This window comes from Variovorax sp. CF313 (genome assembly GCF_000282635.1).
Taxonomy (GTDB): Bacteria; Pseudomonadota; Gammaproteobacteria; order Burkholderiales; family Burkholderiaceae_C; genus Variovorax.
Genome location: NZ_AKIW01000036.1, coordinates 1 through 23,340 on the forward strand (window position 1 = coordinate 1; position 23,340 = coordinate 23,340).

The following is a 23,340-nucleotide window of genomic DNA, read 5'->3' on the forward strand; positions in this document are numbered from 1 at the left end:
CCAACCCCCTTGCAGGGGGCAATACCTGCGGCCCGGCAAAGCCGGTTCCGCGGTATTCCTGAAAGAACTCCGGAGACAGTTCAGATTCGAGTGTCGGGTGACCTCGCTCAGGCCTTGCGTCGCACCACGCGGTCGAAGGCCTCCTTGGCCTTTCGGCCGAACGCCCTGGCCTTCAGCGCCTGCAGCTCGCGCATGAGGCGCGCGCGCTGCTCGGCCGACAACGCCGTGCCGAAGCGCCCCAGCGCGGCTTCGAGCGCCGCGCGCTGCGCCTCGACGCGACCCTGCCGGCCCTCGGCCTCGGCCAGCCATTCGCAGGCATTGGCGACGCGTTCGCGCAGTGCGGCATCGCCTGTATCGCCGAAGCGCGCAATGAGCGCGCGATACGCCTTGGCCTGCCCCACGGGATCGCCGAGCTTGTCGAGCGCCTTGGCCTTGTTGATCATCGACTTGGCGGCCCACAGCTGCAGCGTGCCTTCCCTCGCACCGGTGGTGCGAGCGATGGCCTCGTCGTAGCAGTCCACGGCCGCCTTGAGCTGGCCGGTCTGGCGCAGCGTGGCGCCCTTGCGGAACAGCGCACCGACCACGCGCCCGCGCAGGTCCGGCAACTCGGAGTTGCCCCAGCGCGCGACGATCTGGTCGTGCACCCGCATCCCGTCGTCGTGCAGGCCGAGGCGGTCGAGCGCGGTGCTCTTGTATTGCAGGCACAGCGCGACGGTCTCCTGCATCTCCGTGGACGGGTCGGCGCCGTAGCGCGCGTCCATCGCATCGGCGGCAACGACCACTTCGGCGAAGCGCTCCAGCGCGACCAGGCAAAAGGCCTTGTGGACCAGCGCCCGCGCGCACTGCCGGCGCAGCTCGGGGTGCGGCGACGCGCCATGCGCGGCCAGCACCTCGTCGAACAGCGCGATGGCCTCGTTCGATTCGCCGGCATCGCCATGCTTGCGGCCCTGCCTGACCTTGTCGCGCACTTCGTCGCGCAGCTCGGACGGCAGTTCCGGCAGGTTGCCGGCGGCATCGGCCTTGCGCAGCCGCTTCAGGCAGGCCTGGCGGCCGGCGGTGGCCTTGTCCAGGGTGTCCTGCAGCTCGGGCGTGAGAGCGCCCCGCAATTGCTTCGCGAGCTGCTCGTACACGGCGAGCGCCTCTTCGGCCCGGCCGAGCCGTTCGAGCAGCACGAAGCCCTTGTTGAGCAGCGCGCCCGCCACGGTGCGCTGCACCCCGGCATCGGAGTCTGCGCCGAAGGTGGCGAGCAACCGCTCGCAGGCGGCCAGCGCGGCCTCCCCGTCATCCTGCTCGCGCAGGCCCACCGACCAGTCGTAGGCACGGCGCACGGCCATGCGGCGTACCTGCGCCGAGGCATCGCGGCCGTAGCGCTCGAGCAGCCAGTCGACCAGCTCGGCGCGGTTCGCATGCTCGTCGATGCCGAACCCGTCAAAGAACAGGGTCAGCGCCCGCACGCCCTCGATGCGCAGCTCGGGCGCCGCGTCCTCAAGGCCGGCCTCGATCTGGTCGGCCACCGCCAGGCACATCACCTGGGCCTGCGCATGCTGCGCCAGCTCGCGCAGGTTCAGCACCGAGGCCAGGCGCGCGCGCGCCACGCGCAGCACCACGCCCGGGTCGGTGCTGCCGTCGAAGCGCTCGATTACCGCATCGAGCGTGGCCAGTGCGTCCTGCGGCAGGCCGCGGTGATGTTCGATCTCGGCCTTGAGCAGCCGGGCCTCCGCGCGCCAGGCGTCGAGCGCGGCATCGGGCTGGCTGTCGAGCAGTTCGCTCATGGCGTCGCAGGCCTCGCAGCGCGCCGCGGGCTCGTCGATCCACCAGGTGCGCTGGTACAGCACATGGGCGATGTGCTCGCGGATCCCTGGCTCGCCGCGCTGGCCGTGCGCGGCGATCAGGCGGTCGAGGGTGGCGAGCGCATCGGCGGGGCGGTGCATCTGGCGCAGCATGTGCGCCAGCAGGCGCAGCGCCTGGCAGCAGGGCACGACCACGCCGGCCTCGGGCATGGCCGCGAATTCGTTGAGCAGCCGGGTGCAGCCGGCCAGCGCCTCGTCGCGGCGGCCCAGGTCGTTGAGCAGTTCGACGCGCCGGAAGCTCGCGGCTGCGCGTTCAGCGGGGTGCTGCAGGCGTTCGAGCAAGGCTTGCGCCTCGTCCAGTTGCCGCTGCGCGGAGGACTCGACTACATTCACATTCGCTTCCTTGTGTGGCGTGCCCTGCGGGAAGCGGGGCAGACTGTACGAATCGGCACGGATTCTGCCCGCGATCGCGCGGCTTTCCAGCGCTGGCTCGGTCCTTCTCTCTCCTCTTTGCTCGGGCGTAGGCCTTTCGTTTCTCTCATGCGCATTCTTGGCATCGACCCCGGCTTGCAGACCACCGGTTTCGGCGTGGTCGACGCGGACGGCCATGCGCTGCGCTACGTGGCCAGCGGCACCATCAGCACCCGGCACCTGGGCACCGGCAACCTGCCGGCGCGCCTGAAGGTGCTGTTCGACGGCATCGCGGAGATCACGTCGCGCTACCAGCCCGATGCGTCGGCGGTCGAGATCATCTTCGTCAACGTCAACCCGCAGTCGACACTGCTGCTGGGGCAGGCGCGCGGCGCCTGCGTGACCGCGCTGGTCAGCAACAACCTCTCGGTGGCCGAGTACACCGCGCTGCAGATGAAGAAGGCCGTAGCGGGCCACGGCCAGGCCGCCAAGGCGCAGGTGCAGGAGATGGTGCGGCGGCTGCTCGACCTGCCGGGCCTGCCGGGCGCCGATGCGGCGGACGCGCTGGGCATCGCCATCACGCACGCGCAGGTGGGGCGCTCGATGGCGCGGCTCGCGGAAGCGGCCCAGCTGTCGAAGACCCACGCCGGCACCTACCGGCAAGGGCGTTCGCGCTGAGTCAGCGCACGATGTAGCGCAACTCGCCGAGCCGCGTGCGGCGCTCGCGCACTTCGGCGGCCACGCACGCCGCATCGCCTTCGAGTGCACGCGCGATCCAGTCGGCAAGCTGCGGCATGTCGTCGGGCGTGAAGCCCAGGCGCACGATCTCGGGCACGCCGAGCCGCAGGCCATTGATGTCGCCCTCCACGGGCGCGATCGGCAGGCCGATGCCGCAGGCCAGCAGGCCGCCTCGCGCGAGCTTCTTCGCCGCATGCTGCCCGCCGCCCCAGCGCGCTGCTTCAACCGCAAGCTGGTGCGACTGCGTGAAGCCGCGCGCCTTCGCGAACACGGGCAGGCCTTGCGCATCGAGCGCGCGCGCCAGTGCCTGCGCGGTCTCGCGCATGGCAGCTGCATAGGCTACGCCATGCGCCTTCCAGTCGAGCAGCCCGCGGGCCAGCGCGGCCGTGCGGCCCGCATCCGAATTGGCCGTGAGGCCGGGGTATGCGATGGCGTCGATGCGCTCCATCAGCGCCGCGTCATTCGACACGATCAGGCCACCCGCCGGGCCGCCCAGGCTCTTGTAGGTGCTCATGGTGATCGCATGCGCACCCTGTTCGAGCGGCTGCGGCCACGCCTTGCCGGCCACCATGCCCGAGAGGTGTGCCGCGTCGAACAGCAGCTTCGCGCCCACGCCATCGGCGATCTCGCGGATCTCGGGCACCGGATGCGGAAACAGGTTCAGGCTGCCGCCGATGGTGATGAGCTTCGGCTTCACTTCGCGCGCCAGCCTGGCCAGCGCGATGGTATCGACCGTATAGCCATCGGCATCGACGGGCGCGGAAACCGGCTTCAGGCCATAGAGCCCGGCCGCGCCCGCCGCATGGTGCGTGACGTGGCCGCCGATGCTGGGCGGCGGCACGATGATCGTGTCGCCAGGCTGGCAAGTCGCCATGAACACGTAGAGATTCGACAGCGCGCCGGAACTCACGCGCACTTCGGCGAACTTCGCGCCGAAGACCTCAGCCGCGAGTTCGGCGGCGACGACCTCGATCCGCTCGATGGCCTCCAATCCCATCTCGTACTTGTCGCCCGGATAGCCGAGCGAGGGGCGCGAGCCGAGCCCGCGCGACAGCAGCGCCTCGGCGGCTGGGTTCATCACGTTGGTAGCGGGGTTGAGATTCAGCCCGTCGATGTCGTGGATGCGGTGGTTGTCGGCCACCAGCCGCTCGATCTCGGTGGCGACGCCCGCCGCATCGCGCGCGGCGGCGTCGGCGGCAATGGAAAGCACGTGGTCTTCGCTGGCGGCGGGAACCCAGGGGCGGCGTTGCAGGGCGGCGGGCATTCGGTGGATCTCGCTGGAAGTGATGGATGGGCGCATCGTCGCCTGCAGTGCGCGGCCGGGCAAACCGGATAATCTGGGCCTGAGCCCTGGAAAAACTTGGCCTGGAAGACCCTCGCATGCCGCTCGCACCGCCCCGCCCTCGCCTGCCGCCGCACACGGCCGTGCGCGCTTTCGAGGCGGCCGCGCGCCACGGCAGCTTCGCGCGCGCGGCCGAAGAACTGTTCGTCACGCCGGCCGCCGTCGCGCAGCAGATCAAGGCGCTGGAAACCTGGGCCGGCGGCGCACTGTTCGAGCGGCACAGCCAGGGCATTCGCCTCAGCCCGCACGGGCGGCGTGCCTTGCCTGCCCTCAGCGCGGCCGTCGATCAGCTCGGCCTTGCGGTGCAGGCACTGCGCCACGAGACCCAGACCGCCGCGCGCCGCAGCACGCTGCAGGTGGCTGCGCTGCCGGCCGTGGCGCAGCTTTGGCTGTCGCCGCGGCTCTCCCGGCTGAAGGCCGCGCTGCCCGGCGTACAGGTGTCGGTCACGGCGTTGGAGCAGCCGCCGAATTTCCGCCGCGAGCCCTTCGATCTCGGGCTGTTCTATGCACGGGCCGGCGAGCACATCGAAACAGCCGTTGGCGCGCAGGCGATCCCGCTGGTACGCGACCGGCTGCTGCCGGTGTGCAGCCCGCGCCTGCAGCAGCCATCGCCCAGCGGCAGGCCGCGCTCCCTCGATGACCTGACGGAACTGCTGGCGCGCTGCGGCGGCCTGCACGACACCGTCTGGCGCGACGACTGGCCGCGCTGGCTGCAAGCCGTGCGGCCCGGCACCACGGCGATCGAAGCCGACGCGCTCGCGGCCGGCCCCGACTTCTCGCTCTACAGCCTCGCACTGCAGGCCGCGCTCGATGGCGAAGGCGTGCTGATGGGTCGCGAGCGGCTGGTTGCGCCAATGCTCGCGCAAGGCAAGCTGCATGCGCCCTGGGGCAGGCCGAAAGCAGTCGGCGACACAGTCATGCTGCTGGTGCCCACACACCGCAAGGGACCGCTGCTCGCGCAACAGGTGCAGGCGTTGCAGGCGCTGGCCACCTGACGGGCCAATGCACGAAGCCTGGGGGCGAGCCCAACTACACGACGCGTTCGGCGATCAGCACCGCGAAGAAGCCGAACGCCGCGAGCAGCGTCCACTTCAACACGATCCATCCGATGCGCCGGTACCTGGCCTGCCCCGTGCCCGCATAGAACGCGAAGCACACGCCCGCCACCAGCAGAAGCAGCAGGATGGCCCAGCGGAAAAGAAGCATCGTCGGGGCGACGCCTACCAGGCGCGGGCGACTTCGCCGAAACCGCGTGGCGCGCGCTTCTCGTCGTCGAAGGTCACGACTTCGTAGGCGTCGCTGTGCGAGAGCAGTTCGCGCAGCAGCTTGTTGTTGAGCGCATGGCCCGAGCGGAACGCGGTGTAGGCCGCCAGCAGCGGCTTGCCGATGATGTAGAGGTCGCCCATCGCGTCGAGGATCTTGTGCTTCACGAACTCGTCGTCATAGCGCAGGCCGCCGGCATTGAGCACCTTGGTGTCGTCCATCACGATGGCGTTGTCCAGCCCGCCGCCGAGCGCGAGGCCCTTGCTGCGCATGTACTCGACCTCCTTGGTGAAACCGAAGGTGCGCGCACGCGCGATGTCGCGGCTGTATGAATCGGTGCCCAGGTCGAACTCCACGCGCTGGCCGGTGGAGTTGACGACGCGGTGGTCGAAGTCGATCTCGAAGCTCAGCTTGTAGCCGTGGTACGGCTCCAGGCTCGCCCATTTCTCGTTGGCGCCTTCGCCCTCGCGCACCTCGACCTTGCGGGTCACGCGGATGAAGCGGCGCGGCGCCTTCTGCAGCGCGATGCCCGCGCTTTGCAGCAGGAACACGAAGGACGAGGCCGACCCGTCGAGGATCGGCACTTCGTCGGCCGTGATGTCGATGTAGAGGTTGTCGATGCCCAGGCCCGCGCAGGCGGACATGATGTGCTCGACGGTCTGCACCTTCGCGCCGCCGGTGGAGACCGTGGACGCGAGACGCGTGTCGGTGACCGACTCGGCGGTCATGCGGATCTCGACCGGCTCCGGCAGGTCGACGCGGCGGAACACGATGCCCGTGTCGGCCGGGGCCGGACGCAGGGTCAGCTCCACGCGTTGGCCGCTGTGAAGCCCCACGCCCACGGCGCGGCTGATCGACTTGAGGGTTCGTTGTTGCAGCACGCCGGGGATTTTAGGCGCGCGCCGGGCGTGGGCCCCTAGGCCCTTCGCTATGGCACCGATAGACATGGGTCCTATCCATTAAAGCCCCGACGATGGACGCAAGGGGCACGAAGTGAACGCAGCGCCTAGGGTCAGGGGAAGTCCCTTTCAGGTCCCCCCTGCGCCCCTTGCGAACCTTCGTGCCCTCTGCGTCTATAGGCCGCTTCGCGAAACACCGAGGATCCGGCTCCGCCGGTCCTCAGGTGTTGCCCCCGGCAGGGGGAAGGCGAAGCGACACGAAGTGCGCGCAGCCTGGGGGCGAGCCGATATCAGTCGGCCTGGCGGCGCAGGAAGGCCGGGATCTCGAAGTCGTCCATGCCGCCCGAAGACAGCGCGTCCACCTTCGCGGCGGCCATCGTGCGGTTGGTGCGCCACACGCTGGGAACGGCCATGCCGTCGTAGTTGGGCTGGCTGCCGCTGCCACCGGCATGACCCATGCCACCGAGCGTCGGCACGGTGAACGGGATGTTGTCGGTACCGGTGCGGATCACTTCGAGCGTGGGGGCCTGACGGCGGGCATCGGCACGCGAGAGGCCGGTGGCCACCACGGTCACGCGCATCTGGTCGCCGAGGCTGTCGTCGTAGGCGGCGCCGTAGATCACGTGCGCGTCCGGCGAAGCGTAGGCGCGGATGGTGTTCATCGCGAGCTTCGACTCGTTCAGCTTCAGCGAACCCTTCGACGCCGTCACCAGCACCAGCACGCCCTTGGCGCCCGAGAGGTCGATGCCTTCGAGCAGCGGGCAGGCCACGGCCTGTTCGGCGGCGATGCGCGCGCGGTCCGGGCCCGCGGCGGCGGCCGTGCCCATCATGGCCTTGCCGGGTTCGCCCATCACGGTGCGCACGTCTTCGAAGTCGACGTTGACGCCGCCGTACTCGTTGATGATTTCCGAGATGCCGCCCACGGCGTTCTTCAGCACGTCGTTGGCGTGCGCGAAGGCTTCGTCCTGGGTGATGTCCTCGCCCAGGACGTCGAGCAGCTTCTCGTTGAGCACCACGATCAGCGAGTCGACGTTGGCTTCGAGTTCGGCCAGCCCGGCGTCGGCGTTGGTCATGCGACGGCCGCCTTCCCAGTCGAAGGGCTTGGTCACCACGCCCACGGTGAGGATGCCCATTTCCTTCGCGACGCGCGCGATCACGGGAGCGGCGCCGGTGCCGGTGCCGCCGCCCATGCCGGCCGTGATGAACAGCATGTGTGCGCCGTCGATGGCCGCGCGGATGTCGTCCACCGCGAGCTCGGCCGCTTCACGGCCCTTGTCGGGCTTGCTGCCGGCGCCCAGGCCGCTGGTGCCGAGCTGGATGATCTTGTGCGCGCTGCTGCGCTGCAGTGCCTGTGCGTCAGTGTTCGCGCAGACGAACTGAACGCCCTGCACGCCGCGTTCCATCATGTGGGCGACCGCGTTGCCGCCGCCACCGCCGACACCGATCACCTTGATCTGCGTGCCCTGGTTGAACTCTTCGACTTCGATCATTTCGATGGTCATTTTTAACTCCTTGAATCTTGCAGTTGCCGTTGTGTATCTATGAATTTTTCTTGTGCCGTGACGGGATCAACGATGAGACCGTCACGATGGTGGACCTGTGCGCCGCCATCGCTCGTTGAAATGCAATGGAGGGCTTCCACGCGCGAGCCAGAGTGGGGAATGGATCATGGTCAGAAGTTCCCCACGATGAAGTCCTTGAAACGTCCGAATGCAGTCTTTACCGACCCATTCTTCTGCGCGACCTTGAAGCCGCGCATGCGCGCGAAGCGAGCTTCTTCGAGCAGACCCATGACTGTCGCCGCACGGGGCTGCGCGACCATGTCGGACAACGCGCTCGAATACTTCGGAATGCCGCGCCGCACAGGCTTCAGGAAGATGTCTTCCCCAAGCTCGACCATGCCCGGCATCACCGCGCTGCCACCCGTGAGCACCACGCCCGACGACAGCACTTCCTCGTAGCCCGACTCGCGCACCACCTGCTGCACCAGCGAGAAGATCTCTTCGATGCGCGGCTCGATCACGCCGGCCAGCGCCTGCTTGCTCAGCATGCGCGGGCCGCGATCGCCCAGGCCCGGCACTTCGACCTGCGTGTCGGGGTCGGCCAGCAGCTGCTTGGCATAGCCGTTTTCGACCTTGATGTCTTCCGCGTCCTTCGTCGGCGTGCGCAGCGCCATCGCGATGTCGCTCGTGATGAGGTCGCCCGCGATCGGGATCACGGCCGTGTGGCGGATCGCGCCGTTGGTGAAGATCGCCACGTCGGTGGTGCCCGCGCCGATGTCGACCAGCACCACGCCCAGTTCGCGTTCATCTTCCGTCAGCACCGCCTGGCTCGAGGCCAGCGGGTTCAGCATCAGCTGGTCGACCTCGAGGCCGCAGCGGCGCACGCACTTGATGATGTTCTCGGCCGCGCTCTGAGCGCCGGTCACGATGTGCACCTTGGCTTCGAGCCGCATGCCGCTCATGCCGATCGGCTCCTTCACGTCCTGGCCGTCGATCACAAACTCCTGCGGCTCCACCAGCAGCAGGCGCTGGTCGCTCGAGATGTTGATGGCGCGCGCCGTCTCCACCACGCGGGCCACGTCGGCGGGCGTCACTTCCTTGTCCTTCACCGCCACCATGCCGCTGGAATTGATGCCGCGGATATGGCTGCCGGTGATGCCGGTGTAGACGCGGCTGATCTTGCAGTCGGCCATCAGCTCGGCCTCTTTCAACGCCTGCTGGATGCTCTGCACCGTGGCGTCGATGTTCACCACCACGCCGCGCTTGAGCCCATTGCTCGGCGCGATGCCGAGGCCGGCCAGCTTGAGCTCGCCACCGGGCAGCACCTCGGCCACCACCACCATCACTTTGGCGGTGCCGATGTCGAGTCCTACGACCAGGTCTTTGTATTCTTTGGGCATTGATATGTCCTCGATTTCTCGGTATTCGCTACTTGATTTTTCTTGGGGCCTCTGGCGAGACCGTGGTGACGCCGCGCAGCCGCAGTGCATACGCGTCGTTGTGGCGCAGATCGGCGCCCTCGACGTCGGCCATCGTGCGGCGGTACTGCCCCGCGACCTGGGTCACGGTCTTCAGGAACCGCTGCAGGCGGGCCGTCACCTCCTCGCTCTGGCCGCGGCCGAGTTCAATCTCTGCGCCGCTGTCGAGCACCACCTTCCAGCTGCCCCGGCTCGACAGCGTGAGCTCGTCGACGGCCAGGTCGTAGGGCTGGAACTGCGGCTGCAGCACGCGGTACATGCCCAGCACCTGGCCCGCCTGTTCGATCGGGCCATCGAGGCGCGGCAGGTTGTCGTCGACCTCGGCCACGTTGGCCTCGAACACGTCGCCGAAACCATTGATCAGTTTCGAGCCCGCCTCGTCGCCCCAGTTGGCCACCGGCACCTGCTCGGTCAGCGTCACACGAAGCTTGTTCGGAAACTCGCGCCGCACCACCGCGCTGCGCACCCACGGCACGGACTCGAAGGCGGAACGCGCGCGCGCCAGGTCGATGGTGAAGAAGTTGCCCGACAGCTGCGGTGCCACGTTGGCGCGCAGCGTGACCGCGTTGTTGTGCGTGACCTCGCCGTCCACCTTGATCCCGGCGAGCGGGAAGAACGGCTGCCGAAGCACCCACCACGCGCCCGCCGCCAGCAGCATGAGCGCCACCATCGCGAAGGCAATGTTCGCGACGATGTTCATGAGCTTGACGTCGAAGGGAGCGGGGATGCCGTCGGCCATGGCTATTGCGCCCCCCCCGTGGCGTCGAGCGCGGCCGAGGCCAGCACGCGCAGGCACAGTTCTTCGTACGCGATGCCCGCGGCTCGGGCCGACATCGGCACTAGCGAATGGCTGGTCATGCCGGGCGAGGTGTTCATCTCCAGCAGGAATGGCTTGCGGTCGCTGGCGCGGATCATCACGTCGGCGCGGCCCCAGCCACGGCAACCGAGCGTGTGGTACGCGGCCAGCGTGATGCGCTGGATCTCGTGCTCCTCGGCCTCGGGAAGGCCGCTCGGGCATTGGTACTTCACGTCGTCGGTGAAATACTTGTTCTGGTAGTCGTAGGCGCCCTCGGGCGCGGCGATGCGCACCACCGGCAGCGCGCGCGCATCGAGCCCCTGGCCGAGCACGGCACAGGTCACTTCCTCGCCCTCGATGAACTCCTCGCAGAGCACATCGGCGTCGTATTTCGCGGACAGCGTGACCGCGTCCTGCATCTGGGAGTAGCCCTCGACCTTGGTCACGCCGATGGACGAGCCCTCGCGCGGTGGCTTCACGATCAGCGGCAGGCCGAGCACGTCGGGCACCACCATGACCTGCTCGCGGCTTTGCTGGTCGAAGGCCAGGCGCACGTACTTGGGTGTGGGCAGGCCGTCGGCCTGCCAGATGCGCTTGGTCATGACCTTGTCCATGGCCACGCTCGACGCCATCACGCCCGAGCCGGTGTAGGGAATGCCGAGCAGTTCGAGCGCGCCCTGCACGGTGCCGTCCTCGCCATGGCGGCCATGCAAAGCGACGAAGCAGCGCGCGAAGCCTTCGCGCTTGAGGTCGGCCAGCTCGCGCTGCGAAGGATCGAAGGCGTGCGCGTCGACACCGCGCGAACGCAGGGCTTCGAGCACGCCGGTGCCCGACATCAAAGAGATTTCGCGTTCGGCGGAACTGCCGCCGAACAGCACGGCAACCTTGCCGAAGAGTTGAGGATTCTGAAGGCTCATGAGGCCCTCCCTTTGCGCGAACCGCGCTCCGATGTTGAGGGTGCCGCAGCCACAGCCGCGCCGAGTTCGACGACCTTGCCCGGCACCGCGCCGATGGACCCGGCGCCCATGGAGAGCACCACGTCGCCCGGACGGGCGTTGTCGAGAATGGCCTGCGGCATGGCCGCGATGTCGTCGACGAACACCGGCTCGACCTTGCCGGCCACGCGCAGCGCGCGCGCCAGCGTGCGCCCGTCGGCCGCCACGATGGGTGCCTCGCCCGCGGCATAGACCTCGCCGAGCAGCACGGAGTCGGCGGTACCGATGACCTTCACGAAATCCTCGAAGCAGTCGCGCGTGCGGGTGTAGCGGTGCGGCTGGAAGGCCAGCACCAGCCGACGGCCCGGGAACGCGCCGCGCGCGGCCGCGATGGTGGCCGCCATCTCGACCGGGTGATGGCCGTAGTCGTCGATGACGGTGAAGGTGCCGGCTGCATGGCCCCCTTGCACGGCCACGTCGCCGTAGCTCTGGAAGCGGCGGCCCACGCCCTTGAAGTCCGCAAGGCCGCGCTGCACGGCCTCGTCGGGAATGCCGAGCTCCACCGCCACCGCGATCACCGACAGCGCGTTGCGCACGTTGTGCTCGCCCGGCAGGTTCAGCACGATGGGCAGGTCCGGCAGCGTCACGCCATTGCGGCGCTGCGCGGTGAAATGCATCTGGCCGCCGACCGCGCGCACGTCGACGGCGCGCACCTGGGCGTCCTCGCCGAAGCCGTAGCTGGTGACCGGGCAGGTCACGTTGGCCACGATCTCGCGCACCGCCGGATCGTCGGTGCACAGGATGGCCACGCCGTAGAAGGGCATGCGGTGCAGGAAATCGACAAAGGCCTTCTTGAGCTTCGCGAAGTCGTGCCCGTAGGTCTCCATATGGTCGGCATCGATGTTCGTGACCACCGCCATCACGGGCAGCAGGTTCAGGAACGACGCGTCCGACTCGTCGGCCTCGACCACGATGTAGTCGCCGCTGCCGAGCTGCGCGTTGGCACCGGCGCTGTTCAGGCGCCCGCCGATCACGAAGGTCGGGTCGAGTCCGGCGGCGTCGAGCACGCTTGCCACCAGGCTGGTGGTGGTGGTCTTGCCATGCGTGCCGGCAATGGCGATGCCCTGCTTCAGCCGCATCAGCTCGGCCAGCATCAGCGCGCGCGGCACGACCGGAATGCGCTTCTCGCGCGCGGCCAGCACTTCGGGGTTGTCCGACTGCACGGCGGTGGAGGTGACGACCGCGTCGGCCCCGTCGATGTGCGCAGCAGCGTGACCGACGAAGGTGCCGATGCCCAGGCCCGCGAGCCGGCGCAGCGTGGCGCTGTCGGACAGGTCGGAGCCCGTGATCCTGTAGCCCAGGTTGAGCAGCACCTCGGCGATGCCGCTCATGCCAGAGCCGCCGATGCCCACGAAATGGATGTGACGAATCGCGTGCTTCATTTGGCAAGCTCCTCGCAGGCTTGGACTACGGCTTCCACCGCCTTCGTCTTCTGCATGGTCTTGGCCTTGACGGCCTTCTCTATCAGCGCGTCGCGCCCGGTTTTCTGTAGCAAATCAGCCAGCAATTCAGGAGTGAGGTCGGTCTGCTGCACGAGCCACCCGCCGCCCGCGTCCACGAGGAAGCGCGCGTTGGTGGTCTGGTGGTCGTCGACCGCCGAGGGGAAAGGCACGAACAGCGCTGCTGCGCCGACGGCCGCGATTTCTGTGACGGTACTGGCACCGGCGCGCGCGACGATGATGTCGGCGTCGGCATACGCCTGCGCGGTGTCTTCGATGAAGGGCGTGAGCTCGCCTTCGACGCCGGCCGCCGTGTAGTTGGCGCGCAGCTCGTCGATCTGCTTGGCGCCGCTCTGGTGCAGCACCTGCGGGCGCGTCGCCGGTTCGATGCGGGCCAGCGCCTGCGGCACCACGGTGTTGAGGCCGCGCGCCCCGAGGCTGCCGCCCACCACCAACAATTTGAGCGGCCCGGTGCGGCCCGCGAAGCGCACGGCCGGATCTGGCTTGGAGGTAAACGCCGCGCGCAGCGGATTGCCCACCCATTGCGCCTTCTTCAGCACGTTCGGGAAGGCCGTGAACACACGATCGGCGACGCCTGCCAGCACCTTGTTGGCGAGGCCGGCCACCGAGTTCTGCTCGTGCAGCACCAGCGGCTTGTTGAGCAGCACGCCCATCATGCCGCCCGGAAAGGTGATGTAGCCACCCAGGCCCACCAGCACGTCGGGCTTCACGCGGCGCACCACGCGCAGGCTCTGCCAGAAGGCGCGCAGCAGCTTCAGCGGCAGCAGGAACAGCGTGAGCGGGCCCTTGCCGCGCACGCCGCCGAACTGCACCGGCTCGAAGGCGAAGCCGCGCGGCGGCACGAGCTTTTCTTCCATGCTGCCGGGCGCGCCCAGCCAGTGCACCTGCCAGCCGCGCTCGCGCAGGGCCTCGGCCACCGCGAGTCCGGGGAAGATGTGGCCACCGGTACCACCGGCCATGACGAGTGCGGTACGGCCGGTCATACGCGGCCTCCACGCATGAGGACACGGTTTTCGTAATCGATGCGCAGCACCACGGCCAGCGCCACCAGGTTCATCAGGATGGCCGAGCCGCCGAAGCTCATCAGCGGCAGCGTCAGACCCTTGGTCGGCAGCGCACCGAGATTCACGCCCATGTTGATGAAGGTCTGGAAGCCGAGCCACACGCCCACGCCCTGGGCCACGAGGCCCGAGAACACGCGGTCGAGCGCGATCGCCTGCCGGCCGATGTGCATGATGCGGCGCGTGAGCCAGAGGAACAGGCCGATGATCAGCAGCACGCCGACCAGGCCGAATTCCTCGCCGATCACGGCCAGAAGGAAGTCGGTGTGCGCCTCGGGCAGCCAGTGCAGCTTCTCGACGCTGCCGCCCAGGCCCACGCCGAAGATCTCGCCGCGCCCGATGGCAATCAGCGAGTGCGACAGCTGGTAGCCCTTGCCGAGCGCGTGCTCTTCGCTCCACGGATCGAGGTAGGCAAAGATTCGTTCGCGGCGCCACGGGCTGGTCGCGACGATGGTGCCGAAGGCCACCACCACCAGCGCGGCGATCACGAAGAACATGCGCGCGTTCACGCCGCCCAGGAACAGGATGCCCATGGCGATCACCGCGATCACCATGAAGGCACCCATGTCGGGCTCGGCCATCACCAGCATGCCGACCACCACCACCGCGATGCCCATCGGCAGCACGGCGCGGAAGAAGCGCTCCTTGATCTCCATCTTGCGCACCATGTAGCTGGCGGCGTAGAGCACCATCGCGAGCTTGGCCAGCTCCGAGGGCTGGAAGCGCATGAAGCCCATCGGCAGCCAGCGGCGCGCACCGTTCACGTTGATGCCGATGTGCGGAATGAGCACGGCCACCAGCAGCAGCAGCGAAGCCACGAAGAGCCATGGCGCGGCGCGCTCCCAGGTCTTCATGGGGATCTGGAAAGCCAGCAGCGCGGTGATGAACGCGAAGATCACCGAGGCCGCATGCCGCGTGAGGAAATACGAGGCGCTGTAGCCGGCGCGCGCAAAGCGCGGGTTGTCGGGCAGCGCGATGGAGGCCGAATACACCATGACCAGGCCCCACATCAGCAGTGCGACCGTGACCCAGACCAGCGCCTGGTCGAAACCCAGCACGCGCATCGGCGTGGCCTTTGTCTGCGCGACGCCGGCGCCGCCCAACCGCACAGGCAGGTGCACGGGCAGCGAGTCGATCCCGCTGCGGGCGCGCCTGAACCAGCCGCCGAAGCGGCCGGTGGATGCGTTGGGCGTGGCGCCCGAGGCGGCAGAGTTCAAACCGTGTCCTCCGTCGAATCGCCCATGCCGCGCGGGCTGTCCTCGAAGGCCTGCACGGCCTCGCGGAACACCTCGGCGCGGTGCGCGTAATCCTTGAACATGTCGAAACTCGCACAGGCCGGTGACAGCAGCACGGCATCGCCGGGGTTGGCGCGTGCGGATGCGAGCTTCACGGCCTCGTCCATCGAGCCGGCATGCAGCAGCGAAACGCCGGTCTGTGCCAGCGCGGCTTCGATGAGCGGCGCGTCGCGGCCGATGAGCACCACGGCGCGCGCGTACTGGCGCACGGGTTCGGCCAGCGGCTCGAAGTCCTGTCCCTTGCCTTCGCCGCCGAGGATCACGACGACGCGGCGCTCTTCGCCGAGACCGGTCAGCGCGGCCACGGTGGCGCCTACGTTGGTGCCCTTGCTGTCGTCGAAGTACTCGACTTCGTCCACGATGGCGATGGGTTCCACGCGATGCGGCTCGCCGCTGTATTCGCGCAGGCCGTAGAGCATCGGGCCCAGCGGGCAGTCGGCGGCACTGGCCAGCGCGAGCGCGGCCAGCGCGTTCATGGCGTTGTGGCGGCCGCGGATGCGCAGCGCATCGGCGGGCATCAGTCGCTGCAGGAAGATTTCTTCCTCGACCACTGCGCCGCGCTTGCGCTTCTGCGTTTCGTCGGCTTCCAGCGCACGCACCAGCCAGGCCATGCCGTTGACGCGCTCGATGCCGTAGTCGCCCGGGCGCAGCGGCATCGCGCTGCCGAAGGTGATGTGCGTGCGGATCTGCGGGCGCTGCAGCTTGACCCTGACGGGTGCGGGCAGCATGGCCATCACGCCGTCGTCGTCACGGTTCAGGATCATCAAGCCCCGTGAACCGAAGATGCGCGCCTTGGCTGCGGCATAAGCCTTCATGTCGCCGTGCCAGTCGAGATGGTCCTGCGTGAGGTTGAGCACCGTCGCAGCGGTCGGCTCGAAGCCCTGCACGCCGTCGAGCTGGAAGCTCGACAGTTCGAGCACCCACACGTCGGGGAGTGTGCCGGCATCGATGTGCGCGGACAGCGTATCGAGCAGCGTCGGGCCAATGTTGCCGGCCACGGCCACGGTCTTGCCCGCGCGTTCGACCAGCTGGCCGGTGAGCGAGGTCACGGTGGTCTTGCCGTTGGTTCCGGTGATGGCGAGCACCGCGGGCGTATAGCCCTTTGGCGCTTCGGGCTCGACGGGAGGCGCCAGTTCGAGCTGGGGCGACTCTTCCTCCACCGCGGCCGAGGCCGGATTGGTGGCGGAGATCTCGGCGATCTTGGCGACGAACTCTGCAGCCTCCCTGGCGGCGGTCGGGACGTAGGGCTTGCCTGTGGTCGGGAGGCGGGAGACGGTGGCGGGTGCAGCCTTGGGCGCATCCGCCGCCTCCGGTGCTGCTTGCACTGCGCCGTCGGTCTGCTCAGGTTCGGCCTCGACGGCTTCCGTCGTCGTGATGACTTCGGCGGGTGCGGCCTCCGAAGCTTCCGACGGCATCGGGGCGGCAACGCTCATCGACGGGTCGCGCGGCATCGCTTCGGCCATCGCGGGGACGGTCGATTCGGGCTGCGCTTCGACAGGTTCAGCAGCTTCGGCCGGGGCCGGGGGTTCGACCGCTTCTTCAACCGGCGCAGGCTCCTCCAGCGCCAGCTGCGCCTGAGCTTCGGGCTCGGCCGGTGCTTCCGCTTCGGCGGCGGCTTCGGGTTCAGGCTCCGGCCCGGCTTCCACCACCGGCACCTCGACCGTGCGCAGATCCAGCAGCGCGCGCGCGAACAGGTCCAGTTCGCCACCGACCGGCAGGCCCATGGCCCGCGCCGCATCGGCCACCGGCGCGATGGTTTCGGGCGACAGGCCCGGCGAGCGGTACACGGCGCGAATCGGTGTGCCCTCGACCAGCGCGGCCGAGAACGGCCCGCCGACAAAGCTCACCCCGGGCAGTTCCGCCCGCAGCGTCGCCAGCAGCGACGGCGCTTCGCGCGTGTCGGCCACGGTCACGACGGCACCGTGGCGCGCGCACCAGCGCGTCATCGCCAGCCCGGACGCACCGAGGCCGAGGACGAGGACGGGGAGGTCTTTCAGATGCCGCATGTTCCTGTCACCGCAGCTTCAGCGTCGAAAGGCCCACGAGGCACAACAGCATCGTGATGATCCAGAAGCGCACCACGACCTGCGTCTCGCGCCAGCCGCTCTTCTCGAAGTGATGGTGCAGCGGCGCCATCTTGAGCACGCGGCGGCCTTCGCCGAAGCGCTTCTTGGTGTACTTGAAGTACATGACCTGCGCCATCACCGAGATCGCCTCGACCACGAAGATGCCGCCCATGATGAAGAACACGATCTCCTGGCGCACGATGACCGCGATGGTGCCCAGCGCGCCGCCGAGCGCCAGCGCGCCCACGTCGCCCATGAACACCTGCGCCGGGTGCGTGTTGAACCAGAGGAACGCAAGCCCCGCGCCGGCCATGGCCGAGCAGAACACCAGCAGCTCGCCCGAGCCCGGGATGTTGGGGAACAGCAGGTACTTGGAATACACCGCGCTGCCCGTGACGTAGGCGAACACGCCCAGCGCCGAGCCCACCATCACCACCGGCATGATCGCCAGCCCATCGAGGCCGTCGGTCAGGTTCACCGCATTGCTCGCGCCCACGATCACGAGGTACGTGAGGATCACGAAGCCGATGCCGCCGAGCGGGTAGCTCACTTCCTTGAAGAAAGGCACCAACAGGTTGATCTTGGGCGGAAAGTCGAGATCGAAGCCCGAGCGCACCCAGGCGAAGAACAGCTCGAGCACGCGCCAGTTGGAGCTTTCGGAGATGCTGAACAGCAGGTAGAAGCCCGCGAGCAGGCCGACCAATGACTGCCAGAAGTACTTCTCGCGCGAGCGCATGCCTTCCGGGTCCTTGCGCACCACCTTGCGCCAGTCGTCGACCCAGCCGATGGCACCGAAGCCCATGGTGACCCACAGCACGATCCACACGAAGCGGTTCGAGATATCGAACCACAGCAGCGTGGCGAAGGCGATGGCGAACAGCACGAGCACGCCACCCATGGTGGGCGTGCCGCTCTTGGTCAGGTGCGTTTCCATGCCGTAGCCGCGCACGGGCTGGCCGATCTTGAGCGCGGCAAGGCGGCGGATCACGTAAGGGCCGGCCACGAGGCCGACCACGAGCGCGGTCAGCGCGGCCATCAGCGCGCGGAAGGTGAGGTACTGGAAGACGCGCAGGAACCCGAACTCGGGCGAGAGCGTCTGCAGCCATTGGGCCAGGGTCATCAGCATGTCGTTTCGCGCGGCTCATGCGTCATGACCGGCCTCCTTTTGTTGTTGTGCCTCGATGGCTTTCACCACGCGCTCCATCTTCATGAAGCGCGATCCCTTCACAAGCACGCTGCCGACCTGCGGCAGGCGCGCGAGCACGGCCGCGCCGAGCGCGTCGAACTCGTCGAAATGGCGTCCGTCGCGTCCCCCGCCGCTCTCCTGGAAAGCGGTGGCGGTGTGCATCGTCGCCGCGCCCAGCGTGTAGACGGACTCGATGCCGCGCCGGCGCGCCCACGCGCCGACTTCGGCATGGAACTCGGGCGAGCGATCGCCCACCTCGCCCATGTCGCCGAGCACCAGCAGGCGCGGGCCCGGAAGGGCGGCGAGCACGTCGATGGCTGCGATCACGGAATCGGGATTCGCGTTGTAGCTGTCGTCGACCAGCGTCAGCGCATGGCCGCCGGCCAGCACGATCTCGCTGGCGCGCGAGCGGCCCTTGACCGGCTCGAAGGCCGACAGGCCTTCGGCAATGGTCTCGAGCGACACGCCGGCCGCGAGCGCGCAGGCGGTGGCCGCCAGCGCATTGACCACGTTGTGCCGGCCCGCGATGTGCAGGCGCGCGTCAAAGGCGCCGAGCGGCGTGCGGATGCGCACGGCCCAGGCGCCCTGCTTCCATTCGGCGCTGTCGAGCGAGATGTCGGCGTCTTCGGACTCGCCGAAGGTCATGCAGCGTCGGGCGCCGGTGGCATGCGCCATGTCGGTCCACAGCGAGGTGAAGGGGTCGCCATGGGGGAACACGGCCGTGCCGTCATCGGGCAGCACCGCGAACACGGCGCCGTTCTCGACGGCGACCGCCTCGACGGTGGCCATGAATTCCTGGTGCTCGCGCTGCGCGTTGTTGACGAGCGCGATGGTCGGGCGCGAAACGGCGGCCAGCCGCGCGATCTCGCCCGGATGGTTCATGCCCAGTTCGAGCACCGCGAGCTGGTGCTGCGCGCGCAGGCGCAGCAGCGTGAGCGGCACGCCGATCTCGTTGTTGAAGTTGCCGGCCGTGGCCAAGGCACGTTCCCCGCGCGCGGCGAACAGCACGGCCGCGATCATCTGCGTGACCGTGGTCTTGCCGTTGCTGCCGGTCACGGCGATCAGCGGCAGCTCGAACTGCGCGCGCCAGCCCGCGCCGAGGGCGCCCAGCGCGGCCAGCGTGTCGGGCACCTCGAGGCCGGCGAGGCCGACGGCTTCCAGGCCGCGGTGCGCAATGGCGGCCACGGCGCCCTGCTTCTTCGCATCGGAGAGGAAGTCGTTGGCGTCGAAGCGCTCGCCCTTGAGCGCGACGAACAGGTCGCCCTGCGCAAGCGTGCGCGTGTCGGTGTGCACGCGCGCGATGACGGTCGAGGCGTCACCCACGAGGCGCGAACCCGGAATCCATTGCTGCACCTGGGCCAGCGTGATATTGAGCGGCGTCGTGTCGGTCATGCCGCGGCACTCCGCTTCGCCAGCGCCTGCAGCACGTGGGCCTTGTCCGAAAAGTCGATGCGCTGGCCGGCAATTTCCTGCCAGGCCTCGTGGCCCTTGCCGGCGATCAGCACGACGTCCCGCGGCGCGGCCTGCGCGATCGCGTCGGCGATGGCGATGGCGCGGTCGGGCTGCACCTGCGCAGCCTCGGGACGCGAGAAGCCGCGCAGCACCTGGCTGATGATCGCGTCGGGCTTCTCGCTGCGCGGGTTGTCGCTGGTGACGATCACGCGGTCGGCCTGGCGTTCGGCGACCGCGGCCATCATCGGGCGCTTGATCGGGTCGCGGTCGCCGCCGCAGCCGAACAGGCACCAGAGCGCACCGCCGCGCTGCCTGGCCAGCGGGCGCAGGCCGATCAGGGCCTTGTCGAGCGCGTCGGGTGTGTGGGCGTAGTCGACCACCGCCAGCGGTGCACCTTCGCCGGTTCCCGCGCGGTCCATGCGGCCCGGCACGCTCGTGAGGCTGGCACAGGCGGCCACGGCCTGGGCCAGCGTGAGGCCGAGCGCGCGCAGGGTGCCGAGCACGCCGAGCAGGTTGGCCACGTTGTACTGGCCGATGAGGCCGGTCGACAGCCGTTCCACCGCGGTGGTGCCGTGCTCGGCCACCGAGAACTCCAGGCCCTGCGCGTCGTAGCCGATGTCGCGCGCCATGAGGCGGGCCGGCTTGCCGCCGGCCGAGACGGTCCAGACGTCGAGCGCGCCGATACCGGCGTCGATCAGGTTCGCGCACAGGCTGGCGCCGTGCGTGTCGTCGATGTTGATCACCGCTGCGCGCAGGCCGGGCCAGCGGAACAGCTCGGCCTTGGCCTGCCAGTAGGCATCCATGCTGCCGTGGTAGTCGAGGTGGTCCTGCGTGAAGTTGGTGAACACGGCCACCGCGATCTGCGCACCGTCGAGCCGGCGTTCGGCGATGCCGATGGACGAGGCCTCGATGGCGCAGGCGCCGAAGCCGCGCTCGACCAGCGAACGCAGCTCGCGCTGCAGCATCACCGGGTCGGGCGTGGTCAGGCCGGTGTAGGTCAGCTCGGGCGGCACGCCGATGCCCAGCGTGCCCATCACCGCGCAGGGCGACGGCGCATCGCGCTGCACGGTGCCGTCGGGGTTCATCGCGCGCACGCCACCCGCCGCGCTCAGCGTGGAAAGCGATTCGGCCAGCCACCATGCGGTGGAAGTCTTGCCGTTGGTGCCGGTCACGGCCAGCACGTCGAGCAGGGCCGAAGGGTTGTCGTAGAAGGCCGAGGCGATCGGGCCGGTGGCGGCCTTCAAACCGGGGTAGCTCACGATGCGCTCGTCGCCCTCGAAGCCGAAGGCCTCCACGCCCTCGTGCTCCACCAGGCAGATCGCCGCGCCCTGCGCCAGCGCGGCCGCCACGTGCTTGCGCCCGTCGGTCGCGGCGCCGGGCCAGGCGACGAAGACGTCGCCCGCACCCACGGCACGGCTGTCGGCATGCATCGCGGCCTGCGATGCACGCTCCTTGAGCCAGGCCGCGGCCAGTTGGGGAGAAGTGAAGGTCAGCATGTTCAGAAACTCTCGTCGACGCCCTGCGTCATCACAAGCGGTTTGACCGCCAGATCGGGCGGTACGTTCATCATGCGCAGGGTCTGCTGCACGACTTCGCTGAACACGGGGGCCGCGGCGACGCCGCCGAAATACTGGCCGTCGCTCGGCTCGTCGATCATCACGGCGACGATGATGCGGGGCTTCTCAATAGGCGCCATGCCGGTGAACCAGGCCCGGTACTTGTTGCTCGCGTAGCCCTTGCCGACCTGCTTGTGGGCCGTGCCCGACTTGCCGCCGACGGAATAGCCGACCGTCTGCGCGCGCGTGCCGGTGCCGCCGGGGCCGGCGGCCATTTGCAGCATCTTGCGCACCGCCAGCGCATTCGACGGCGAGAACACGCGCACGCCGACCGGCGCCTCTGAATTCTTCAGGATGGTCACCGGAATGATGGAGCCGTCGTGTGCGAACGAGGTGTACGAATGCGCCATCTGGAACAGCGACGCCGACAGGCCGTAGCCGTAGGCCATGGTGGCCTGCTCGACCGGCTTCCAGGTCTTCCACGGGCGCAGCCGGCCCGTGACGGCGCCGGGGAACTGGATCTGCGGCTTCTGGCCGTAGCCGAGCGCGGTGTAGGTGTCCCACATCTCGTGCGGGGTCATCTTCTGGGCGATCTTGAGCGCACCGACGTTGCTCGACTTCTGGATCACGCCTTCCACCGTCAGCGTGCCGTAGTTGTGGGTGTCGCTGATCGTGAAGCCGCCGAGCTGGAAGCGGCCGGGGCTGGTTTCGATCAGCGTCGAGGGCTTCACTCGGCCGGCTTCCAGCGCCATGCCCACCGTGATCGGCTTCATGGTCGAACCGGGCTCGAAGGTGTCGGTGAGCGCGCGGTTGCGCAGCTGCTCGCCGGTCAGGTTCTGGCGCTTGTCCGGCACGTAGCTCGGGTAGTTGGCCAGCGCCAGCACTTCGCCGGTGACGGAATCGAGCACCACCACGCTGCCGGCCTTGGCCTTGCGCGCGGTCACGGCGTCGCGCAGCTTCTGGTAGGCGAAGAACTGCACCTTGCTGTCGACGCTGAGCTGGATGTCCTTGCCGTCGAGCGGTGGCACGGTCTCGCCCACGCCCTCGACCACGCGGCCGAGGCGGTCCTTGATGACGCGGCGCGAACCGGCCTTGCCGGCCAGCTCCTTGTTGAACGCGAGCTCGATGCCCTCCTGGCCGTTGTCTTCCACGTTGGTAAAGCCCACCACGTGCGCAGCGGCCTCGCCCTCGGGGTACTGGCGCTTGTATTCCTTGCGCTGGTAGATGCCCTTGAGGTTCAGGGCCGCGATCTGCTTGGCGACGGGCTCGTCGACCTGGCGCTTGATCCAGACGAAGGTCTTGTCCTCGTCCTCGAGCTTCTTGTCGAAGTCCTTCTGCGGCATCTCGAGCAGCTTGGCGACCTGCTTGAGCTTGGCGCGCACCTCGGGGTCATCGCGCTCGATGTCCTCCGGAATGGCCCAGATGCTCGGCGCCACCACGCTGGAGGCGAGGATGAGCCCGTTGCGGTCGAGGATGCGGCCGCGGTTGGCCGGCAGTTCGAGCGTGCGCGCGAAGCGCACTTCGCCCTGCCGCTGGAAGAAGCTGTTGTTGAGCACCTGCACGTAGGCCGCCCGGCCCGCCAGCATGACAAAGCCGAGCGCGATGCCCGCAACGATGAACTTGCTGCGCCACACCGGCGTCTTGCTCGCGAGCAAGGGGCTGGTGGTGTAGCGCACGCTGCGGTTGCCCCGGCTCATCGTGCGGCCCTCGCTGCGGTGGCCGGCTTCGTGGCCGGCTTGGGTGGGGCGGGTGCGGGCGCCACGGGCGCAACGGCCGGGATCACCGTGCCGTCGGGACGCACGTACTGCGTGATCGCCGGCGAGGTGGTGCGCATCTGCAGTTGCTCCTTGGCGAGCTTCTCGACGCGCAGCGGCGTGGCCTGCGCGCGCTTCTCGACCTGCAGGCGGTCGCGGTCGGTTTCCAGGCGGCGGGCATCCTGCTGCACGCGATCGAGCTCGGTATAGAGCTGGCGCGAGAGGTACTGCGTATGCACGAGGTACAGCGCCGTCGCAATGACGGCCATCAGCAGGAGCAGGTTGATGCGCGCCAT

The 23,340-nt window shown here is 68.8% G+C and carries 19 protein-coding genes; 2 read left to right on the plus strand and 17 right to left on the minus strand.

Features of this window, described 5'->3' with window-relative positions; genetic code table 11:
* Positions 1–107 precede the first annotated feature (107 nt).
* On the minus strand, positions 108–2,183 hold the full coding sequence (locus PMI12_RS11750; protein WP_007832430.1) for a tetratricopeptide repeat protein: 2,076 nt from the start codon (positions 2,181–2,183) through the stop codon (positions 108–110).
* Between the two features lie 147 nt (positions 2,184–2,330).
* Here PMI12_RS11750 and ruvC point away from each other — a divergent pair, with 147 nt between their 5' ends.
* Positions 2,331–2,879, plus strand: a complete 549-nt coding sequence (ruvC, locus tag PMI12_RS11755; protein ID WP_007832433.1) for a crossover junction endodeoxyribonuclease RuvC — start codon at positions 2,331–2,333, stop codon at positions 2,877–2,879.
* 1 nt (position 2,880) lies between these two features.
* Here ruvC and glyA read toward each other — a convergent pair whose 3' ends face one another.
* Positions 2,881–4,203 (minus strand): serine hydroxymethyltransferase, encoded by a 1,323-nt coding sequence (gene glyA, locus PMI12_RS11760; protein WP_007832435.1) that lies wholly within the window; start codon positions 4,201–4,203, stop codon positions 2,881–2,883.
* A 116-nt stretch (positions 4,204–4,319) separates the two neighbouring features.
* Between glyA and PMI12_RS11765 the strand changes: the two genes are divergently transcribed.
* Entirely contained in the window at positions 4,320–5,276 is a 957-nt protein-coding gene (locus PMI12_RS11765) for a LysR family transcriptional regulator (RefSeq protein WP_007832440.1), read from the plus strand.
* A gap of 34 nt (positions 5,277–5,310) precedes the next feature.
* Here the strand turns inward: PMI12_RS11765 and PMI12_RS29210 are convergent, their stop codons facing one another.
* From PMI12_RS29210 to ftsL, 15 genes are all read right to left on the minus strand, one after another.
* On the minus strand, positions 5,311–5,487 hold the full coding sequence (locus PMI12_RS29210) for a hypothetical protein (protein ID WP_007832441.1): 177 nt from the start codon (positions 5,485–5,487) through the stop codon (positions 5,311–5,313).
* A 14-nt stretch (positions 5,488–5,501) separates the two neighbouring features.
* A complete protein-coding gene (gene lpxC, locus PMI12_RS11770; RefSeq protein ID WP_042673244.1) occupies positions 5,502–6,425 on the minus strand; it encodes a UDP-3-O-acyl-N-acetylglucosamine deacetylase in 924 nt (307 codons plus the stop codon).
* 308 nt (positions 6,426–6,733) lie between these two features.
* Positions 6,734–7,945 carry a cell division protein FtsZ gene (gene ftsZ / locus PMI12_RS11775; protein WP_007832443.1) on the minus strand — a complete coding sequence of 404 codons (1,212 nt, stop codon included), beginning with the start codon at positions 7,943–7,945 and terminating at the stop codon, positions 6,734–6,736.
* A gap of 170 nt (positions 7,946–8,115) precedes the next feature.
* The gene (ftsA, locus tag PMI12_RS11780; protein WP_007832444.1) at positions 8,116–9,345 is read right to left on the minus strand and encodes a cell division protein FtsA; all 1,230 of its coding nucleotides are present in this window, start codon (positions 9,343–9,345) and stop codon (positions 8,116–8,118) included.
* Positions 9,346–9,373: 28 nt separating this feature from the next.
* Positions 9,374–10,162 (minus strand): cell division protein FtsQ/DivIB, encoded by a 789-nt coding sequence (locus PMI12_RS11785; RefSeq protein WP_007832445.1) that lies wholly within the window; start codon positions 10,160–10,162, stop codon positions 9,374–9,376.
* 2 nt (positions 10,163–10,164) lie between these two features.
* On the minus strand, positions 10,165–11,136 hold the full coding sequence (locus PMI12_RS11790; protein WP_007832446.1) for a D-alanine--D-alanine ligase: 972 nt from the start codon (positions 11,134–11,136) through the stop codon (positions 10,165–10,167).
* Positions 11,133–12,596: a UDP-N-acetylmuramate--L-alanine ligase gene (gene murC / locus PMI12_RS11795; RefSeq protein ID WP_007832447.1), complete on the minus strand. Its 1,464-nt coding sequence runs from the start codon at positions 12,594–12,596 to the stop codon at positions 11,133–11,135. Before murC ends, PMI12_RS11790 begins: the two co-directional genes overlap by 4 nt.
* Positions 12,593–13,657, minus strand: a complete 1,065-nt coding sequence (murG, locus tag PMI12_RS11800) for an undecaprenyldiphospho-muramoylpentapeptide beta-N-acetylglucosaminyltransferase (RefSeq protein ID WP_007832448.1) — start codon at positions 13,655–13,657, stop codon at positions 12,593–12,595. Before murG ends, murC begins: the two co-directional genes overlap by 4 nt.
* Entirely contained in the window at positions 13,654–14,952 is a 1,299-nt protein-coding gene (gene ftsW, locus PMI12_RS11805; protein WP_007832450.1) for a putative lipid II flippase FtsW, read from the minus strand. The genes murG and ftsW overlap by 4 nt, the downstream gene beginning before the upstream one ends.
* Positions 14,949–17,036: a UDP-N-acetylmuramoyl-L-alanine--D-glutamate ligase gene (gene murD / locus PMI12_RS11810; protein ID WP_007832451.1), complete on the minus strand. Its 2,088-nt coding sequence runs from the start codon at positions 17,034–17,036 to the stop codon at positions 14,949–14,951. Before murD ends, ftsW begins: the two co-directional genes overlap by 4 nt.
* A 7-nt stretch (positions 17,037–17,043) precedes the next feature.
* A complete protein-coding gene (mraY, locus tag PMI12_RS11815; RefSeq protein WP_007832453.1) occupies positions 17,044–18,222 on the minus strand; it encodes a phospho-N-acetylmuramoyl-pentapeptide-transferase in 1,179 nt (392 codons plus the stop codon).
* A 15-nt stretch (positions 18,223–18,237) separates the two neighbouring features.
* Positions 18,238–19,674 carry a UDP-N-acetylmuramoyl-tripeptide--D-alanyl-D-alanine ligase gene (locus PMI12_RS11820; RefSeq protein WP_007832455.1) on the minus strand — a complete coding sequence of 479 codons (1,437 nt, stop codon included), beginning with the start codon at positions 19,672–19,674 and terminating at the stop codon, positions 18,238–18,240.
* Positions 19,671–21,230 carry a UDP-N-acetylmuramoyl-L-alanyl-D-glutamate--2,6-diaminopimelate ligase gene (locus PMI12_RS11825; RefSeq protein WP_007832456.1) on the minus strand — a complete coding sequence of 520 codons (1,560 nt, stop codon included), beginning with the start codon at positions 21,228–21,230 and terminating at the stop codon, positions 19,671–19,673. The genes PMI12_RS11820 and PMI12_RS11825 overlap by 4 nt, the downstream gene beginning before the upstream one ends.
* 2 nt (positions 21,231–21,232) lie before the next feature.
* Positions 21,233–22,987 (minus strand): peptidoglycan D,D-transpeptidase FtsI family protein, encoded by a 1,755-nt coding sequence (locus PMI12_RS11830; protein WP_007832457.1) that lies wholly within the window; start codon positions 22,985–22,987, stop codon positions 21,233–21,235.
* Entirely contained in the window at positions 22,984–23,340 is a 357-nt protein-coding gene (gene ftsL / locus PMI12_RS11835; RefSeq protein ID WP_007832458.1) for a cell division protein FtsL, read from the minus strand. Before ftsL ends, PMI12_RS11830 begins: the two co-directional genes overlap by 4 nt.

Excerpts from the sequence above, each read along its gene's own strand:
- ruvC (WP_007832433.1), top strand. The coding sequence starts at position 2,331 with ATGCGCATTCTTGGCATCGACCCCGGCTTGCAGACCACCGGTTTCGGC.
- glyA (WP_007832435.1), bottom strand. The coding sequence starts at position 4,203 with ATGCCCGCCGCCCTGCAACGCCGCCCCTGGGTTCCCGCCGCCAGCGAA.
- PMI12_RS11765 (WP_007832440.1), top strand. The coding sequence starts at position 4,320 with ATGCCGCTCGCACCGCCCCGCCCTCGCCTGCCGCCGCACACGGCCGTG.
- PMI12_RS29210 (WP_007832441.1), bottom strand. The coding sequence starts at position 5,487 with ATGCTTCTTTTCCGCTGGGCCATCCTGCTGCTTCTGCTGGTGGCGGGC.
- ftsZ (WP_007832443.1), bottom strand. The coding sequence starts at position 7,945 with ATGACCATCGAAATGATCGAAGTCGAAGAGTTCAACCAGGGCACGCAG.
- ftsA (WP_007832444.1), bottom strand. The coding sequence starts at position 9,345 with ATGCCCAAAGAATACAAAGACCTGGTCGTAGGACTCGACATCGGCACC.
- PMI12_RS11785 (WP_007832445.1), bottom strand. The coding sequence starts at position 10,162 with ATGGCCGACGGCATCCCCGCTCCCTTCGACGTCAAGCTCATGAACATC.
- PMI12_RS11790 (WP_007832446.1), bottom strand. The coding sequence starts at position 11,136 with ATGAGCCTTCAGAATCCTCAACTCTTCGGCAAGGTTGCCGTGCTGTTC.
- murC (WP_007832447.1), bottom strand. The coding sequence starts at position 12,596 with ATGAAGCACGCGATTCGTCACATCCATTTCGTGGGCATCGGCGGCTCT.
- murG (WP_007832448.1), bottom strand. The coding sequence starts at position 13,657 with ATGACCGGCCGTACCGCACTCGTCATGGCCGGTGGTACCGGTGGCCAC.
- murD (WP_007832451.1), bottom strand. The coding sequence starts at position 17,036 with ATGCGGCATCTGAAAGACCTCCCCGTCCTCGTCCTCGGCCTCGGTGCG.
- mraY (WP_007832453.1), bottom strand. The coding sequence starts at position 18,222 with ATGCTGATGACCCTGGCCCAATGGCTGCAGACGCTCTCGCCCGAGTTC.
- PMI12_RS11820 (WP_007832455.1), bottom strand. The coding sequence starts at position 19,674 with ATGACCGACACGACGCCGCTCAATATCACGCTGGCCCAGGTGCAGCAA.
- PMI12_RS11825 (WP_007832456.1), bottom strand. The coding sequence starts at position 21,230 with ATGCTGACCTTCACTTCTCCCCAACTGGCCGCGGCCTGGCTCAAGGAG.
- PMI12_RS11830 (WP_007832457.1), bottom strand. The coding sequence starts at position 22,987 with ATGAGCCGGGGCAACCGCAGCGTGCGCTACACCACCAGCCCCTTGCTC.
- ftsL (WP_007832458.1), bottom strand. The coding sequence starts at position 23,340 with ATGGCGCGCATCAACCTGCTCCTGCTGATGGCCGTCATTGCGACGGCG.